Raw genomic sequence first — 18,958 nt, forward strand, 5'->3', positions numbered from 1 at the left:
TTTTCTCCTAGTTTATTTCTTTAATTCTTCTTGGTAGCGAGGTAAGAATTCCTCCATCAAATAGGCTGTATCATAATCACCTGCTACCACACGTTTGTCAGAAATCAAATCCAACTGGAAATCCGTATTGGTAACTACACCATCAATTTCCAGCTCATATAGAGCACGCTGCATTTTCATGAGAGCTTCAAAACGATTTTCTCCATGCACAATCACCTTGGCGATCATAGAATCATAGTAAGGTGGAATGGTATAACCGGGATAAACTGCTGAATCAACACGCAAACCTACTCCTCCACTTGGCAGGTAGAGATTGGAAATTTTTCCCGGACTTGGAGCAAAATGAAAGGCAGGGTTTTCAGCGTTAATGCGGCATTCCATCGCATGCCCTCTAATCACCACATCTTCCTGACAAACGCTGAGTGCTTGCCCTGCTGCAATCTTGATTTGCTCCTTGACAATATCCACACCAGTTACAAACTCTGTTACGGGATGCTCGACCTGCACCCGCGTATTCATTTCCATGAAGTAAAACTCTCCGCTAGTTTCATCCAACAAAAACTCAATAGTTCCCGCATTTTCATAGCCAACCGACCGAGCTGCTCGAACCGCAGCTTGTCCGATACGCTCCCTCATGGTCTGACCAATAGCAATGGATGGCGCTTCTTCTAAGACCTTCTGATTATTGCGCTGTAAGGAGCAATCTCGCTCACCTAAATGAATTACATGACCGTGCTGGTCTGCTAAAATTTGCACCTCAATATGACGAGCTGGGTAAACCACTCGCTCCATATACATAGCACCATTACCGAAAGCTGCCTTGGCCTCATGAGAAGCAGATTCAAAAGCCGGAACAAGATCTTCGGCTTTTTCCACCTTCCGAATCCCTTTTCCCCCTCCTCCTGCTGAAGCCTTAAGCATGACAGGATAGCCAATCTTCTCTGCAATCTCAAGGGCTTCTTGGCTGGTTAGAACTTCTCCATCCGACCCGGGAATAACAGGCACCTGTGCCTTTATCATTTCCGTACGAGCATTGATTTTATCCCCCATGGTATCCATAATATTACTTGACGGGCCGATAAATTTGATTCCCACTTCTTCACAAAGAGTTGCAAATTTGGAATTTTCACTCAAAAATCCAAATCCTGGATGAATAGCTTGCGCTCCAGTCACAACAGCAGCTGAGATAACAGCCTGCATATTGAGATAGGAATCCACTGAGCGTGCAGGTCCAATACAAACTGCTTCATCCGCCAACATGGTATGAAGAGCTTCCTTATCAGCCTCCGAGTAAACAGCCACAGTAGCAATTCCTAACTCTCTTGCTGCGCGAATAATTCGCACCGCAATTTCACCACGATTGGCAATTAAAATCTTTTCAAACATGAAACCAAACTCCTTTTTTGAATGGTATAGTCACTTATTTTACTATTCCAAACCAGAAAGTGAGAAAGCTATCAAGGTAGGAAATAGCAGACGACAATACCAATGAACCAGCTAGGCTTAATCAGCAATAGCAAAGGTCAACGTCCCAGAAGCAGCCAATTTCCCATCTACCTCTGCTTTAGCCTCAACGACCGCAATCGTTCCACGACGTTTGACAAATTTGGCTGTCATAATCAGTTGATCTCCCGGAACAACTTGTTTTTTAAACTTAACCTTGTCCATACCTGCATAGAAAACTAATTTGCCCTTGTTTTCTTCCTTGGACAACTCCAATACCCCCGCTGTCTGTGCCAAAGCCTCCATAATGAGAACCCCGGGCATAACAGGATAAGTCGGAAAATGTCCATTAAAAAATGGTTCATTGATGGTTACATTTTTGAGAGCTACAATCTCATCCTCTGATACTTCAAGTACCCGATCAACCAAGAGCATAGGATAACGATGAGGAAGTGCTTCTTTTATTTTTAAAATATCAATCATTTGATACGTACCAATCCTTGTCCAAATTCAACAACATCTTGGTTGGCAACTAGAATTTCTGTTACCACACCATCGCGGTCTGCTGGCACTTCATTCATAACCTTCATCGCTTCGATAATCATAAGTGTCTGACCTTTTTTAACCGTATCACCTACTGCTACAAAGGTAGGTTTATCTGGTGCTGGAGACAGATAAGCGACACCAACCAATGGACTTTCAACAACGGTCCCTTCTGCAGCCGGGGCTATATTAGTTTCCATGGCAACCTCTGGAGCATTATTCGTAGTCTGCACTGGTGTCGAAGCTGCCATCACTGGAGCAACAGTAGCTTCAGCAGTGGGAGTGCTTGTTGAAGCTGAAATATGATTTTTACTGAAATACAGATTTTCCTCAGCATTGACATACGAAAATTCACGCAAACTGGATTGATCAAACTGACTCATCAAGTCTTTGATTTCTGTAATATTCACATTAACCCTCCCAGCGCTTGAAGGCGATAACCGAGTTGTGACCTCCAAAACCAAATGTATTTGAAAGAGCGTGACGAATTTCTAGCTCACGACCTTGACCATAAACAATATCTGCCTCAATGTCTTCGGACAACTCTGTCGTCCCCGCTGTCTTTGGTATGTAAGAATGACGCATAGACTCAATCACCGCAACAGCTTCAATAGCACCAGCAGCTCCCAGTAGATGACCTGTAAAGGACTTTGTAGAAGAAACGGGTGTCTTTGTGCCAAACACTGACACGATTGCCTGACTCTCGCCTTTTTCATTGGCAAGTGTGGAGGTTCCATGCGCATTGATATAATCAATGTCAGATGGTTCAAGACCTGCCTCAGATACAGCCAATTTCATCGCTTTGATTGCCCCCAAACCTTCTGGATTAGGAGAAGTCATGTGGTAGGCATCGCAGGTATTTCCATATCCAACGATTTCTGCTAGAATAGTTGCCCCACGTGCTTCTGCATGCTCCAGGCTCTCTAGCACCAAGACAGCGGCCCCTTCACCCATGACAAAACCATTGCGTTCCTTGTCAAATGGGATAGATGCTCGTGTGGGATCTTCTGTCGTAGATAAAGCTGTCAAAGCTTGGAAACCACCGATTGCAAATGGTGTAATGGCTGCTTCTGCTCCACCCGCTAAAATCACATCTTGGAAACCAAATTTAATTTCCCGGAAAGCCTCACCTATAGCATTATTAGAAGAAGCGCAAGCAGTGATGACGCACTTACAGATACCGTTTGCACCAACCTGCATAGCAATATTACCAGCAGCCATATTTGGCAGGGCCTTCGGAAGAGCCATGGGACGAATACGTTTGGGTCCCTTTTCGTTCATCCGCGCAACCTGCTCTTCAATTTCTAAAATACCACCAATACCTGTTGATAAAATAACACCAAAACGATCGCTATCCACAGTTTCTGTATCTAATTGAGCATTCGTAACCGCTTCTTTTGCTGCATAAAGGGCATAGAGAGAATAGTTATCATAACGGTTGGTATCCTTTTTAACAAAGTATTTATCAAAAGGGAAGTCCTTCAATTCCGCTGCATTATGCACACTGTATTCACTCGTATCAAATTTGGTAATCTTTCCAATACCAATTTGCCCTGTCTTTAAACTATTCCAGAACTCGTCTGGGGTGTGACCGATTGGAGACGTCAGACCGTAGCCTGTTACCACTACACGATTTATTTTTGTCATTTCAAATCCTTTCTAAGGAAGAACTAGATACTCAAGAAACGTCAAAATAGACGGGAAAACTAAGCACAGATAAAGTAAGAATCATCAAAGCTAACCTACATCTATAGTTTTGATTTTCGCAGAGTATAGATTATTGCATCGTCAGACCACCGTCTACGGCGATCACCTGTCCAGTTAGGTATTCTTGCTTAGCAAGAAAAACTGCAACATCGGCTACTTCTTCTGTTAAACCAAAGCGCTTCATAGGAATCTGCGCTGTCATAGTTTCTTTAATCTTATCCGATAAGACATCTGTCATATCTGACTGGATAAAACCTGGAGCAATTGCATTAACGCGAACATTGCGACCAGCAACTTCACGGGCAATCGCTTTTGTGAAACCAATCACACCTGCTTTTGAAGCAGAATAGTTGGCCTGTCCGGCATTCCCAACCAGACCAGATACACTGGAGATATTGATGATAGCCCCTTCACGTGCCTTCGTCATTGGCTTCAAGACAGCCTGTGTCATATTAAAGGTTCCTGTCAAATTGATTTTGAGAACACTGTCAAAATCTTCCTCTGTCATGCGAAGAGCCATACTATCCTTGGTAACCCCTGCATTATTCACCAAAATATCCACGCTCCCTAGGACTTCAACCGCTTCTGCTACCATGCGCTTTGCATCCGCACTGCTAGAAATGTCACCAGAAATAGCAACGACTTTCACTCCATAGTTCGCAAAACCATCTAGGATATCTTGTCCCAGTTGCCCACGACCGTTTAGAACAACATTAGCTCCTAAACTTGCAAATTTATGAGCAATAGCTAAGCCGATACCACGACTTGAGCCAGTTACAAAAACATTTTTATTAGTAAGTTCCATGATTTCTCCTTATTTATTTAGTAATGCCTGTAGGCTAATTGTATCTTCAACTGTTACGACATCCGCAGCCTTATCAATTTTCTTGATGAAACCGGATAAGACCTTCCCTGGCCCGATTTCGATAAACTTTGTCACACCAGCAGCTTGCATAGTCCCAATAGACTCATAGAAGCGAACAGGCTCCATCACCTGACGAGTCAAGAGAGAGTTGATCTCTTCTTTTCTCATAACCTTGGCTTCTGTATTTCCAACCAACTCCACCTGAAAATCTGAAAACTCAACCTGCTCTAATGCTTGAGCCAATTTTTCAGAAGCCGATTTCAAAAGTGCAGTATGGAAGGGTCCAGATACATTGAGGGGGATCATTCGTTTTACTCCTGCTTCTTTTAGCGCTTCTACTGCTTCATCAACCGCAGCTACCTCTCCACCGATTACGATTTGAGCAGGTGTATTATAGTTGGCTGGAGAAACAATACCAGAGGTAACTGTCGAACAAACTTGCTCAATCAAATGAGCATCTGCATTGAGGACAGCAACCATCTTACCAGTACCAGCCGGCGCAGCAGTCTCCATATACTCACCTCGTTTGGCAACCAAACCGACTGCATCTTCAAAAGAAAGAACGCCTGCTGCCACCAAGGCTGAATACTCACCTAGGGATAGACCAGCAACCATGTCTGGCTCAATCCCATGCTCAGCTAAGATACGATAAATAGCAATGGAGGTTGTTAAAATTGCAGGTTGAGTATAGCGGGTCTGATTGAGTTTTTCTTCCTGATGATCAATCAAATCTCGAATATCGTATCCCAAGACATGACTAGCTGTATCAAAGGTTTCTCGAACAATTGGATAATTTTCATACAGGTCACGAGCCATACCCACTGTTTGTGCACCCTGACCTGCAAATAAAAAGCCTATTTTTGCCATCCTACTCACCCATTAAAGCCCAGCGATTAGCTTGTTTTCGAATGATAGTTGCAGCACCATAGTAAATGTCCTTCAAAATCTCTTCACACGTTTCTTCCTTGGATACCAAACCAGCGATTTGTCCAGCCATGACAGACCCATTGATAACATCACCATCTACTACCGCATTGCGAAGCGCTCCCGCCCCCAATTCTTCAATCGCCTCCACAGGAATTTTCCCTGCTAAGAACTCTTTCTCAGCAGCTGCATAAGCCGAGGAAAGCTTGTTTTTTATAGCACGGACTGGGTGTCCAACGATAGAAGCAGAGACGGTTGTATCAATATCCTTAGCCTTTAGAATCTTATCCTTGTACGCTTGGTGAGCATTGGACTCCGTAGCTACCACGAAACGAGTCCCTACCTGAACCGCTTCTGCTCCCAACATGAAGGCCGCAGCTGCTCCTGCACCATCTGCAATACCACCAGCAGCAATGACAGGAATAGAGATCGCTTCAACGACCTGACGAACCAGAGTCATAGTTGTCAACTTCCCAATATGCCCACCGGCTTCCATTCCTTCTGCAATAACAGCATCAACACCCAGTCGTTCCATGCGTTTAGCAAGCGCCACACTCGGTACAACAGGGATGACTGTAATTCCTGCCGCATGCAGACGCTCCATGTATTTACCAGGATTTCCCGCACCAGTCGTTACAACTTTTACACCTTCTTCAATAACCAAATCCACAATATCATCCGCAAACGGTGATAAAAGCATGATGTTCACACCGAATGGTTTATCTGTTATTGATTTAACCTTATCAATGTTGGCTTTAACGACCTCTTTAGGGGCATTCCCACCGCCAATAATTCCTAAACCACCTGCATTTGATACCGCACCAGCTAAATCACCATCCGCTACCCAAGCCATACCTCCTTGGAGAATTGGATAATCAATATTGAGTAATTCTGTTATTTTAGTTTTCATCGTTCCCTCGTTCTTTCTTGCTTAACTAATCATTTGAATATCAAATTATTAGCTAAACAAGTGAGAGCCTCAGCCCTCACTTTAAATACTTTGCATATTTAATGTTTTGACTATCAAAGTATCTATCTTATGAAAAACGCCCTTGAGCATTTTTCATATCAGTCACTCATTATTCAATCAACTATTAGCCAACCTAACTAACCAGTAGCCATGTCATAACAGTTGATTTTTAGAGAGTATTATTTTGTTTTTTCTTCAACGTAAGCAACCAAATCGCCAACAGTTGTCAAATCCTCTTCTGTATCAATTTGAATATCAAATGCGTCTTCAATTTCAGAGATAACTTGGAAAAGATCCAATGAATCTGCATCTAAATCTTCAAACGTGGTCGCAAGGGTCACTTCCTCAGCTTCCTTGCCCAACTCTTCAACGATGATTTCTTGTACTTTTTCAAATACTGCCATGATATGTGTCTCCTTTTTTTAAAAAATAAATATTTTAATCTTGCCTATGGCAAAGAATTAACTAAAGTTGTAAGAGTAGAGTTCCCCATGTGAGACCTCCACCAAAACCAGTCATAACAACGGTCTGACTGCCATCTAAACGCAGTACACCTTCTTCTACACATTCCGACAGAAGGATAGGTAGACTCGCTGCACTGGTATTACCATACTTATCCATATTAGCAGGGAATTTGTCTCGGTTAACTCCCAATTTTTTAGCCATCTTATCCAATATACGGATGTTCGCTTGATGGAGTAGGAAATAGTCTACTTGTCCGGCTGACATTCCATACTGATCCAATAGCTCCGCCATTGTTGCTGTGACATCTCTGGTTGCAAACTCGAAGATAGATCGTCCTTCCATCCTAATATGAGGTTCATGGAATGATTTAGGGGAAAAAGGCGTTCCCTCTTGATGAATACCTGCTGTCAAACTAGCCCCTCGGCCTCCGTCTGTCCGCAAGATTTCTGACAAAAAACTAGGGTGAGTGCTCGCTTCCAACAAAACACCTCCTGCGCCATCCCCAAATAAAACCGCAGTTGAACGATCGGACCAATCAACCGCTTTTGACAGAACTTCAGCTCCAAGGACAATTCCTCTCTTATAAACTCCTGATGCAATCAACTTTTCAGCCGTAGACAGTCCAAAGACAAATCCAGAGCAAGCTGCAACAAGATCATAAGCAAAAGCTCGCTTAGCTCCAATTTTCTCCTGAACTAAGGCTGCTGTTGATGGCATAGAAGAATCTGGGGTAATGGTCGCTAAGATAATAAAGTCGATGTCATTAGCATCTAATTGAGCTTTCTCCAATAACTGCCTAGCCACCTGACTAGCCAAGTCACTAGTTGTTTCCTCAATAACAACATGTCTTTGTCGGATACCTGTGCGACTACGAATCCAATCATCGCTAGTATCCATCAGTTGAGCCAAATCATCATTGGTCACAATCTTCTCAGGAAGATAGTGGGCCACCTGACTGATTTTAGCATAGGTTCTCATTTCAAATCCTCCAAGAAGCAATAGAGCTTAACGAGTCCTCTTTTCATAGCCTCGTACTCTGTTTTATCCATACCATCTGTAATCTGCTTGACCATCTCATTATGGAAACGCTGGTGTAGACGATAGACCAAACGGCCTTTCTTTGTCAAGTATAGATGGATAACACGCTTATCCTTAATCGAACGGATGCGCTCAATGTATCCCTTACGTTCCAAATTATTAAGGCTGCTTGTTACAGTACCCAGAGTCACCATTAAAGCACGAGCAATATCGGTCGGTGTCGCACCGTCAATATTACCTATCACATCAATGGTATGAACTTCCTTTATAGAAATATCTTTAAATCGGCTACCGCGTAGAGTTGTTTCCTCAATCACCAACACATTGTTAAAAATAGCCGTTAAGTATTCATTTACTACTGGGTCTTGCAAAATAGGGCTCCTTCTTTTTGATAGCCAAAGTATAAACCATCAGACCCCAAATTGTCAAATTTTTTTCTACTATATAATTAGCTACCAGTAAAGATGGGTCGACGTCGCTCCGCGTGGGCTCGAACGCCCTCTTTGAAGTCTTCTTTGAAAGCCAAAGTCTCTTGCACGTCCAATTCCAATTGACGATAGGACTCCCAATCTTTGAATTGCGCCTCCCAAGACAGTTGCTTGATGGCAGCGTAAGAGTTTATTGAACCACGCAAAAGCTTCTTTACGACTTGAGCAACTGTTCTATCTAGTTTTTCCGGTTCGGCTAACTTATAAACAATTCCATACTCAAGTGCTTTATCAGCCGATAACCCTTCACCAGTCATGGCTAATTGAGTAGCTCGATTAACCCCAATAGCACGACTAAGGAGAAACAGTCCTCCTGCATCTGGGGCTAGCCCGACACCAACAAAAGCTTGGATAAATTTTGTTCTACTAGATGAGATGACAAAATCAGCCGCAACAGCCATGTTAGCTGCTGCCCCTGCTACTGCCCCATCTGTCACCATGAGCACAATCTTAGGCAACTTTTTGATAGCAAAAGAAATATCATTCACCAGCTCTGCTATTTTTACCAAGGAGACAATATCATCTTCATCAACAGCTCTTTTCATCTCCACTAAGTCTCCTCCGACTGAGAAAACTGATCCTTGAGCCTGAATTTGCAGCATTTTGACGGAAGCGTCACGTTCTACAAGGTCAATCACCTCCAATATTTCCCTACACATGGAAATATTGAAACCATTCGCCACTTCAGGTCGATTCAAGGTTAAAATAGCTAGCGACTCAATTACTTCATAGCGAATTGTTTGGTAAGTCATACAAGCCTCCTTTCAAAATAGTTTGAACATTAAAATATTTGAACTTCAAACTTCAAATCTTTGTCTTCCATTGTAACATAATTTTTAGAATTGTCACTCTTTTCCAAAATATAAAGTGTGACATCCGAAAAACTAGCAGGAGTAATCTTATCTTTAAAGATATAGTGATCTTGGAAACAGTCTCAATAGCAACTACTGCCAACTCACTCGAAAAATACAGAGCTACTCAACCACTCTATGCCTGTACCTCCAAAATACTCTCTATCCTATAACCGAATTTTTCCTGCAACTGACAAAAACTCCGATTCCACATCTTTATGAACAAAATCTTGACTTAAATGATGAAAATAACATAAGTTTTATATCTCACACTATCTCCGCTATAATAATGGTTTTCGTCATACTTTCACTTCTTTATCGTCAAATTTCACAAAAATGCTGCTCGCTTTCTGAAAATAGCGTAAAATTTCATTCGTTTTTTAGTACTATTCTCAAAAACACCTATCTGAACATACTGACAATTCCTCCTCATTCTGCTATAATAGAAAAAAATGTCCAAGGAGATAGGAATGAAAGTTGTCAAATTTGGCGGAAGCTCACTAGCTTCTGCAAGTCAGTTGGAAAAGGTATTCAACATTGTTCAATCGGATCCTGAACGTCGTTTCGTTGTTGTATCTGCTCCTGGAAAGCGCAATGCAAAAGATACTAAGGTTACCGACGCTTTAATCAAGTACTACAAAGAGTACGTCAGCGGTAAAGATGTTACAGCCAGTCAAGAATGGATTATCAACCGCTACCAAGCCATGGTTGATGAACTGGGCTTCGCTGCCAAAAGCATGAAGAAAATCACTGACAGTATCATTTCCTTAGCAACTCTTCCAATTGATGACAACGAATTTCTTTATGACTCATTTTTAGCTGCTGGTGAAGATAATAACGCCAAATTGATTGCTGAATATTTTACCCATAAGGGCCTATCAGCTCGCTATACACATCCCAAAAAGGCTGGTATTATCGTCAGTTCCGAACCGGGAAATGCTCGTATTCTTCCTTCCAGTTATGATAAGATTGAAGAACTTCGCAATGCAGACGAGGTTCTCATCATTCCAGGCTTCTTTGGCGTCACTGTAAACAATGAAATCTGTACCTTCTCTCGTGGTGGTTCAGACATCACAGGTTCTATCGTTGCTGCTGGAGTAAAAGCTGATCTCTATGAAAACTTTACAGATGTAGATGGCATCTTCGTTGCCCATCCAGGAATTATCAACAAGCCTCATTCCATCAAGGAACTAACTTATCGTGAAATGCGAGAACTAGCCTATGCAGGATTTTCTGTTCTCCACGACGAGGCACTTCTACCTGCCTACCGAGGTCGTATCCCCCTAGTCATAAAAAATACCAACAATCCAAGCCACCCCGGTACTCAGGTTGTCCATAAACATTCAGATACTGAGAAAACTGTACCTGTTGTCGGTATAGCTGCTGATGATAACTTCGTCAGCATCAACATGTCTAAGTACTTGATGAACCGTGAAGTTGGCTTTGGTCGCAAGGTCCTTCAAATTCTCGAAGAGTTAAATATCCGTTGGGAACATATGCCAACCGGTATTGATGATCTATCTATCGTCCTTCGTGAGCGCGAACTAACTCCTATAAAAGAAGAAGAAATTCTTCGTCAGCTCAAGACAAAGTTGGAAGTTGATAAGGCAGAAATCGAACATGATCTCTCTATCATCATGATTGTTGGCGAAAACATGAAGAGCCATGTCGGCGTAACCGCCACTGCCACAACTGCCCTCTCCAAACAGAATGTTAACTTAGCTATGATTTCCCAAGGAGCAAGTGAAGTTTCTGTTATGTTCGTTGTCAAGACTGAGGAGAAAGAACGTGCCCTACATGCTCTTTACAAAGCCTTTTTCACTAAAAACTAAGAGCTTATAGAGCTTCCATCAATAAAACTGAACTAGAAGGAGACTGCTCCTAAAATATTAAAAAAAAAAAACGGATAATACCATAGGTTTTAAGAACCATAAAACCAGGTATTGTTCGTTTTTTCTTTATGTATCGGATTATGAGGGTTGGTAGTAAAAGAAAGTTGTTATAGAAAAACCACTTCACTTATAATGGATAGTATAAAAAGTTATATACTACTTTATACGTGGGGCTTTTCATAACCATCTTTTTATTTCCAGTCCATTTTATAGCTACTCAAACATTCGTGGTAAGCGATCCGTCAGGAGACAAACCACTTCATAGTTTATGGTGCCTATATAATCAGCCCAATCTTGAACAGATATGGTAGAATTTCCATCTTGACCAATAAGAGTAACCGGTTGCCCTAAAGGATAGGCTTGAGGCAAGCGGATAGTGATTTGGTCCATTGAAACGCGCCCTACAATCTCACAGCGTTGACCATCAACTAGGACACAGTAGCCTTGTAAATTGCGAACTAAACCATCTGCATAGCCAATCGGAACTGTGGCAATCCATTCTGGTTCTTGACTCTCATAAGTCCCCCCATAACCAATCGTTGTACCAACTTCAATCTGCTTGATATGAATAATCTCCGAAACCAGTGCCAGAGCCGGCTGCACTTCAAAAGGAAGTTCTAAGATCCGACCGCTTGGATTTAAACCGTAGAGAATATCCCCCAAACGGACCAGATTAAAAACCGTCTCCGCATGCCAAATACTTGCTGCCGAATTACTTGCATGTATCCAGCGAGGAGTGAAGGGAATAGCGGCTAGGTAATCTTTAAACTTAGATAGCTGCTGATGAAAATGAGCCTGTTCCACTTCATCAGCCGTTGCAAAATGGGTAAAGATGCCTTCAATATCGTACTGCAACTCATCTAACAAGTCTATAGCCTGTAGCAGTTCTTCTACACTTCTAAAACCAATCCGCCCCATCCCTGTATCAATCTTTAAATGAACAGTCAGTCCTGATAGATCTAACTCTAACTGCTTCGTCTCTTCCAGCCATGCTAGACTTGCAACTGTGATGCTAATATTCAGTTGATGAGCAAGGGACAAAAATCGTACAGGCACCACACCTAAAATAAGTATGGGGTGCTCAATACCTGCCTGACGTAATTCTAAAGCCTCATCTAAATTTGATACACAGAAACCAGCCACTTGATTTGAGAGCTTTTTCGCTACAGCGACAGCTCCATGACCGTAGGCATTTGCCTTCACTACTGCAAAAGCTTCCGTTTTAGGTGGTAGGTTCGTCATGACTTGTTCTAAATTTCCTGCAATGGCGTCCAAATTAACTCGAACCCGTGTGGGTCGATGTTCACTTTCAATCATCTTTCTCCTCCAAAATGACACTGGCTTGTACAAAATTTCCCGAATGACTAATACTGATCCAAATTTGCCCATTAAAGGGACTTTTTGCTATATAAGGAACTCCCTTGCTAGTATTTAAAACTTCAATATCTTGAAATCCTAACTTTCCAATGCCTGTTCCCCAAGCCTTAGAAAATGCTTCCTTTGCTACCCAACGACCAGCTAAATATTCTAACTGACGGCGACCGTGCAAACTTTGGTACCTCTCCAATTCTCTTTCTGTGAGAATCTTTTTTGGAAACTCTGTATGCCTGAGTCTGGCGCGGTCGATAGCATCTATTTCCTGAAGATCTATTCCATGTCCTACTATCATTGATAGGTCTCCTTTTATTACTTTATACTCTGCAAAATGAAGGCAATCCATCACTACATCACTCACAAAGTGTCACAACTATATAGTTGATTGCACATTTTTATACAGACAATATCTGAAATCAAGCAAATCAACAGCATACTTACAAGAGAGCAACTGGAAAAGGACTGGATAGCCGTCCAGTCCTTTTGTCATTCCTATTTGCGGCCGTGACAATTTTTAAATTTCTTACCAGACTGGCATGGACAAGGATTGTTTCGCTCCACACCCTCAAAAGATACATTCTCCTGAACAGTCTTAGACTGAGCCGGCATAATATTCTTAACAGCTGTGGTATGAGCCTCTTGGCTTGCACGTTCACGTTCGATATTGTCGTGAATTTGCGCCTTCATCATCAGACGAGTCACTTCAAACTCGATTGCCCCAATCATGTCATTAAACATCATAAAGGCTTCTGATTGGTACTCAACAATTGGGTTGTTTTGAGCATAACCACGAAGACTGACTGCATTACGCAATTGATCCAAGGCATCAATATGATCTGTCCACTTGTTATCCACAACACGAAGAATGAGAACTTTTTGAAATTCACGTACACGTTCTTCATCACGGAGCTTCTTAACTTGTGAATCGTAGACTTTCAAAGCACGTTGATACAATTCTTCGATGATTTCTTTCTGATTGAGTGCTTCAAAGGCCTCCACACTTAACGTATCATCTTCAACCAAGGTTGCATGAGCAAATTTGATAATTCCTTCAACCGCTTCTGCTTTTGAGCTGAGGAAATGACTCTCTACCTGACGTTCGATTGTCCGTTTAATCATAGACTTAATTTCAGGAGCCAAATCACGATCTGCTGTAATAACGTCTTGGCGCTGACGATAGATAATTTCACGCTGTTCACGCATCACATCATCATATTGAAGGACTTGTTTACGTGAGTCATAGTTATTTCCTTCAACACGCTTCTGAGCTGACTCAACCTGACGTGTCAACATTTTAGACTTGATAACAGATTCTTCTTCTGTCAAGTTCATTCGTTCCATAAATACCTTGATTCGCTCTGAACCAAAGCGCTTCATCAAGTCATCTTCAAGGGATAGGTAGAATTGCGACTCACCTGGATCACCTTGACGACCCGAACGACCACGAAGCTGATTGTCAATACGACGACTTTCATGGCGCTCTGTACCGATAACACATAGACCACCAAGCTCACGTACACCAGGCCCCAGCTTGATGTCTGTACCACGTCCAGCCATGTTGGTCGCAATCGTCACAGCACCACGCTGACCTGCATTCATGATAATTTGTGCTTCACGATAGTGGTTTTTTGCGTTCAAGACCTCGTGAGGAACGCCAGCAGCTACCAGTTTGCGTGAAATCAAATCAGAAGTTTCAACAGCTACTGTACCAACTAGAACAGGTTGCCCCTTTTCATAGCGTCTCTTCACATCTGCGATAACTGCATTAAACTTGTATTCCAAATTTGGATAAAGTAAATCTTCATGGTCAATACGGGCAATCGGACGGTTGGTTGGAATTGGTACAACACGAATGTTGTAAATTTCACGAAACTCTTCTTCTTCCGTCTTACCGGTACCAGTCATCCCAGCTAACTTCTTGTACATACGGAAAAGATTTTGGTAGGTGATGGAGGCGCTTGTCTTAGACTCATTCTGAACCGGAACTCCCTCTTTGGCTTCGATTGCTTGGTGGAGTCCATCAGAATAGCGACGACCTTCCATAGTACGACCTGTAAATGGATCGATAATCATTACCTCTTGGTCTTCATTTACCAAGTAGTCTACATCATAGGTCATGATATAGTTAGCACGAAGGGCGTTATCCAAGAAGTGAGTAATCGCTACATTTTCAATATCATAGAGATTATCAAGCTTGAAAAACTTTTCTGCCTTGTCGATACCTGAGTCAGACAAACTGATTGTCTTAGAAGGAACATCAATAATGTAATCTTCTGTCGCCAAGGACTTAACTAGATTATCTGCCAAGAAATACAGTTGGTTGGTTTCTGATCCCTGTGCTCCCGATACAATCAAAGGGGTACGAGCTTCATCAATCAAGATAGAGTCTACCTCATCGACCAAAGCGTAGTTGAGAGGACGTTGCACCATATCCTCGGCGCGAACGACCATATTATCACGGAGATAATCAAAACCAATTTCTGAGTTGGTCGAGTAAGTAATATCACAGTTGTAGGCTTCACGCTTTTCTAATGGTGACTTGGCAGCCAAGTTAATACCAACGGATAGTCCTAGCCATGAGTACAATTCACCCATCTCGGTCGCATCACGAGTAGATAGATATTCGTTAACCGTTACTACATGCACCCCTTGACCAGACAAGGCATTCAAGTACACGGGCATAGTTGCAGTCAAAGTCTTACCTTCACCTGTACGCATTTCTGGAACATCCCCATTGTGAAGAACAATTCCTCCCATAACCTGAACTTTATATGGGTAGAGTCCTAGCACACGTCTAGCTCCCTCACGTACTACCGCGTAAGCTTCATACAAGAGATCGTCCAAGGACTCACCATTGTGATAGCGTTCTTTAAATTCTGCTGTCTTAGCTTGTAGTTGTTCATCAGTCAAGGCTTCCATTTTATCGGCATACGATAAGACCTTGTCTGCCATTTTTTCTAGTTTTCTCAGCTCTCCCTTATCATTTTCAACGAGAGAACGAAGTACATTTGTTACCATACATTTCATCCTATTTCAGTTTTAGTCAATAATATATTGTAGCAGAAAACGAGGCAATTTTCAAGGTTTGGCATTAGGATACATGTTATTCTTAGATAAAAGTACGATGAATTAACTAGAATGGGGGGGAAAGAAGCGTACTCTACTTTTTACTCTCATCTGATCGACAATATAAACTTTGAATTCCAATATTCGTTTCCTCGTATAAAACAAAAAAGTCAGGGAACAATTCATCCCTAACTTCCTTCACTTTATCAACTTCACAGGCTGGCTTAAAATCAGATTCTATTCATCCTTTCAGCAACTTGTTTTGCCAAGGCAAAGTTACCGAGAGTAGCAGAACCATTCTCAGCAACGGCTGGAGTAACAATATATTCCTTTACATCTGGGATTGGTAGATAGTTATTCATCAAGCCAACAAATTTCGTGCGGACACGATTCAGCATATGTTCTTGCGCCATCACGCCACCACCAAATACAATGACTTGAGGGCGATAAAGGAGGGTCGCTTGCACCGCTGCTTGAGCAATGTAATAAGCTTGCACATCCCATACATCTGAATTGAGTTCAATCATTTCACCACGGATACCTGTACGTCCCTCAAGGGATGGACCTGCTGCCATCCCTTCCAGACATCCCTTGTGGAATGGACAAACACCATTAAATTCATGTTTAACATCATAGGGGTGAAGGGCTACGTAGGTATGACCTGCTTCTGTGTGCCCCATTCCTCCGATAAATTCTCCATTTTGTATAGCGCCTGCACCAATTCCTGTACCAATTGTGTAGTAAACTAGACTGTTCACACCTTTACGCACCAAGGCTTCACCGAAGGCAGAAGAATTTACATCCGTCGTAAAGTAAAATGGAATAGTAAATTCCTTAGCAATCAAACCAAGTAAGTCAATATTAGACCAGTGTGGTTTTGGTGTCGAAGTGATGTAACCGTAGGTCTGGGAATTTTGATCAATGTCAATCGGTCCAAATGAACCGATAGCAATACCTGCCAGACGCTCCTCATAGCGTTTAAAAAACTCTACCGTACGCTCAATCGTCTCATAGGGACTTGTCGTTGGAAATTGTGTTTTCTCAATAATTTGGAAGTTCTCATCACCTACCGCACAAACAAACTTTGTTCCGCCAGCTTCCAAGCTACCGTATAGTTTCGTCATTTGATTGTCTCCCCAATTTTTTCTTTTTGTTTTATATCATAGAAAGAAACAGCAGAAAAAGGCATGAAGCCCTCTTCTAAATTATTTTCTAGTCTTTCATCTTACCTTCCGTACTAGATAACAGGTCGTAGTTGGACAAGTCGATCTAAATAGGATGATAAATAAGAAATGAAAGAGAGCCTAAGATTATCTTACAACTTTCAAGAAGTCTCCACCATAGCTAATGGTACCTTGAGCAAGTGGGGTTACTTCTGCAAAATCGGCTGTATTTGTCACGATAACCATCGTTGTGTCATCCAAACCTGCTGCCGCAATCTTAGCTGCATCAAATTTAGCGATTGGATCACCTGCTTTTACCTTGCTACCGGCTGCAACCAGTTTTTCAAAACCATCACCATTCATCGAAACTGTATCGATACCAATGTGGATCAGGAGTTCCGCACCTGAAGCTGTTTTCAAACCATAAGCATGACCAGTTTCAAAAGCAATAGTCACTTCTGCATCTGCTGGTGCATAAACAATACCTTCAGTTGGCTTCACAGCCAAGCCTTTCCCCATAGCACCTGAAGAGAATACTGGATCATTGACAGTTTCAAGCGCAACTACATCGCCTGAAAGTGGAGATAGAAGAGTTTCTTCAGCTACTTCTGCAACAGTTGTTACTGGAGTTTCTGCTACAGGGACACTAGGCTTTTTTACATCTTTTTCCTCATCTTCATAACCAAAGAAGTATGTCAAGGCAAAACCAAGAGCAAATGACACAGCTACCATGAGGATATATTGTGGTAACTGGTTAACATAAAGAAGAGTACCTGGGATAATTGTGATGCCTGAACCTGTTCCTTGAAGTCCAAGAATTGAAGCAAGCATACCACCTACAGCACCTGCTGCCAATGACAAGAAGAATGGTTTACGGAAGCGTAGGTTAACCCCGAAAATAGCTGGCTCAGTAATACCGAGGAAGGCAGAAAGAGCTGCTGGGAAAGCAAGAGCTTTCAATTTAGCATTCTTCGTTTTCACACCAACCGCCACAGTTGCTGCACCTTGTGCAGTCATTGCCGCTGTGATGATAGCATTAAAGGCGTTTGCTGAGAGACCGGTCGCTGCTTTAGATTCAGCAAGCAATTGGATTTCAAGAAGGTTAAAGATATGGTGTACACCTGAAACCACGATAACTTGATGAACACCACCAATGATAAGACCAGCAAGACCAAATGGTAAGGAAAGAACTGCTTTAGTACCAGCCAAGATGTACTCTTCAACAACGTGGAAGACTGGCCCAATCACGAAAAGTCCGAGAATTGACATTGCCAAAAGTGTTACGAACGGTGTTACCAAGAGGTCAAGGACATCTGGAACCACTTTACGGACAGCTTTTTCAAATTTTGCACCAAGCAAACCAATAATGAAAGCAGGCAACACTGAACCTTGCAAACCTACTACAGGAATGAAACCAAAGAAAGTTTGAGCTGTAACATCACCACCGTTGGCAACTGCCCAAGCATTTGGAAGCGAACCAGATACCAACATCATCCCCAGAACAATACCTACAGCGGGGTTTCCACCGAAAACACGGAAGGTTGACCAAACAACAAGACCAGGCAAGATGATAAATGCTGTGTCTGTTAGAATTTGAGTATAAGTAATGAAGTCAGTATTCCATTCTTTGACACCTAAAGTTGCCATAATGGCTTCTTGTGTCAACAAACCACGAAGTCCCATGAAAAGACCTGTTGCTACGATAACTGGGATGATTGGAACAAAGACATCACCAAAAGTACGGATCGCACGTTGGAACCAGTTTCCTTGCTTAGCAGCTTCTGCTTTTTGTTCAGAAGTTGATGAAGTTGGAAGACCTAAGGCTACAACTTCGTCGTAGATTTTGTTTACTGTACCTGTACCAAAGATGATTTGGTATTGACCAGAGTTAAAGAAAGCACCTTGTACTTTTTCAATTTCTTCAACTGTATCCTTATCAATTTTACTTTCATCGACGACCATCACACGAAGACGAGTCGCACAATGGGCAACACTACGCACATTTTCACGTCCACCAAGAGCGTCAATGACTTTTTTTGCAATTTCTGTATTATTCATCTTGCAAAATCTCCTTATTAACCTTTTTGTTTTTTTGAAAGCGTTTTTAAACTTTCGATGTTTCAATTATATCACTTTTATAAAATATGTCAAACGTTTATCATATTTTTT

Annotated in this window: 17 protein-coding genes; 1 reads left to right on the plus strand and 16 read right to left on the minus strand. The window is 42.1% G+C overall.

The window, feature by feature from the left end; all coding sequences use genetic code 11:
- Positions 1-12: 12 nt before the first annotated feature.
- The 11 genes from BZG42_RS07750 to BZG42_RS07800 all read right to left on the minus strand — a co-directional run bounded on the left by BZG42_RS07750 (position 13) and on the right by BZG42_RS07800 (position 9,195).
- Positions 13-1,386, minus strand: a complete 1,374-nt coding sequence (locus tag BZG42_RS07750; protein ID WP_155995840.1) for an acetyl-CoA carboxylase biotin carboxylase subunit — start codon at positions 1,384-1,386, stop codon at positions 13-15.
- A gap of 117 nt (positions 1,387-1,503) precedes the next feature.
- Positions 1,504-1,926: a 3-hydroxyacyl-ACP dehydratase FabZ gene (fabZ, locus tag BZG42_RS07755; protein WP_024532477.1), complete on the minus strand. Its 423-nt coding sequence runs from the start codon at positions 1,924-1,926 to the stop codon at positions 1,504-1,506.
- Positions 1,923-2,396 carry an acetyl-CoA carboxylase biotin carboxyl carrier protein gene (accB, locus tag BZG42_RS07760; protein WP_024532478.1) on the minus strand — a complete coding sequence of 158 codons (474 nt, stop codon included), beginning with the start codon at positions 2,394-2,396 and terminating at the stop codon, positions 1,923-1,925. Before accB ends, fabZ begins: the two co-directional genes overlap by 4 nt.
- Position 2,397: 1 nt before the next feature.
- Positions 2,398-3,633, minus strand: coding sequence for a beta-ketoacyl-ACP synthase II (fabF, locus tag BZG42_RS07765; RefSeq protein WP_024532479.1), 1,236 nt, complete (start codon positions 3,631-3,633; stop codon positions 2,398-2,400).
- Between the two features lie 130 nt (positions 3,634-3,763).
- Entirely contained in the window at positions 3,764-4,498 is a 735-nt protein-coding gene (gene fabG, locus BZG42_RS07770) for a 3-oxoacyl-[acyl-carrier-protein] reductase (protein ID WP_155995838.1), read from the minus strand.
- Between the two features lie 9 nt (positions 4,499-4,507).
- Positions 4,508-5,425 (minus strand): ACP S-malonyltransferase, encoded by a 918-nt coding sequence (gene fabD, locus BZG42_RS07775; RefSeq protein ID WP_155995836.1) that lies wholly within the window; start codon positions 5,423-5,425, stop codon positions 4,508-4,510.
- A gap of 1 nt (position 5,426) precedes the next feature.
- Positions 5,427-6,392: an enoyl-[acyl-carrier-protein] reductase FabK gene (gene fabK, locus BZG42_RS07780; protein ID WP_155995834.1), complete on the minus strand. Its 966-nt coding sequence runs from the start codon at positions 6,390-6,392 to the stop codon at positions 5,427-5,429.
- A gap of 239 nt (positions 6,393-6,631) precedes the next feature.
- Positions 6,632-6,856 (minus strand): acyl carrier protein, encoded by a 225-nt coding sequence (locus BZG42_RS07785; protein WP_024532483.1) that lies wholly within the window; start codon positions 6,854-6,856, stop codon positions 6,632-6,634.
- A 61-nt stretch (positions 6,857-6,917) separates the two neighbouring features.
- Positions 6,918-7,895 carry a beta-ketoacyl-ACP synthase III gene (locus BZG42_RS07790; RefSeq protein ID WP_024532484.1) on the minus strand — a complete coding sequence of 326 codons (978 nt, stop codon included), beginning with the start codon at positions 7,893-7,895 and terminating at the stop codon, positions 6,918-6,920.
- Positions 7,892-8,326, minus strand: coding sequence for a fatty acid biosynthesis transcriptional regulator FabT (gene fabT, locus BZG42_RS07795; protein WP_120172100.1), 435 nt, complete (start codon positions 8,324-8,326; stop codon positions 7,892-7,894). Before fabT ends, BZG42_RS07790 begins: the two co-directional genes overlap by 4 nt.
- Before the next feature lie 77 nt (positions 8,327-8,403).
- Positions 8,404-9,195, minus strand: a complete 792-nt coding sequence (locus tag BZG42_RS07800) for an enoyl-CoA hydratase (RefSeq protein WP_024532486.1) — start codon at positions 9,193-9,195, stop codon at positions 8,404-8,406.
- Between the two features lie 569 nt (positions 9,196-9,764).
- Here BZG42_RS07800 and BZG42_RS07805 point away from each other — a divergent pair.
- Positions 9,765-11,126, plus strand: coding sequence for an aspartate kinase (locus tag BZG42_RS07805; RefSeq protein WP_155970733.1), 1,362 nt, complete (start codon positions 9,765-9,767; stop codon positions 11,124-11,126).
- Between the two features lie 273 nt (positions 11,127-11,399).
- Here BZG42_RS07805 and alr read toward each other — a convergent pair whose 3' ends face one another.
- The 5 genes from alr to BZG42_RS07830 all read right to left on the minus strand — a co-directional run bounded on the left by alr (position 11,400) and on the right by BZG42_RS07830 (position 18,847).
- The gene (gene alr, locus BZG42_RS07810; RefSeq protein WP_155995832.1) at positions 11,400-12,503 is read right to left on the minus strand and encodes an alanine racemase; all 1,104 of its coding nucleotides are present in this window, start codon (positions 12,501-12,503) and stop codon (positions 11,400-11,402) included.
- Positions 12,496-12,855, minus strand: a complete 360-nt coding sequence (gene acpS, locus BZG42_RS07815; protein WP_024532489.1) for a holo-ACP synthase — start codon at positions 12,853-12,855, stop codon at positions 12,496-12,498. Before acpS ends, alr begins: the two co-directional genes overlap by 8 nt.
- 197 nt (positions 12,856-13,052) lie before the next feature.
- Complete coding sequence (gene secA / locus BZG42_RS07820; protein ID WP_120172105.1) at positions 13,053-15,578, minus strand: preprotein translocase subunit SecA; 2,526 nt, start codon at positions 15,576-15,578, stop codon at positions 13,053-13,055.
- 278 nt (positions 15,579-15,856) lie between these two features.
- A complete protein-coding gene (gene scrK / locus BZG42_RS07825) occupies positions 15,857-16,750 on the minus strand; it encodes a fructokinase ScrK (protein ID WP_024532491.1) in 894 nt (297 codons plus the stop codon).
- A gap of 186 nt (positions 16,751-16,936) precedes the next feature.
- On the minus strand, positions 16,937-18,847 hold the full coding sequence (locus tag BZG42_RS07830; RefSeq protein WP_155995830.1) for a sucrose-specific PTS transporter subunit IIBC: 1,911 nt from the start codon (positions 18,845-18,847) through the stop codon (positions 16,937-16,939).
- Between the last annotated feature and the right edge of the window lie 111 nt (positions 18,848-18,958).

The organism is Streptococcus sp. DAT741 (genome assembly GCF_009866825.1).
Classification (GTDB): domain Bacteria; phylum Bacillota; class Bacilli; order Lactobacillales; family Streptococcaceae; genus Streptococcus; species Streptococcus ruminantium.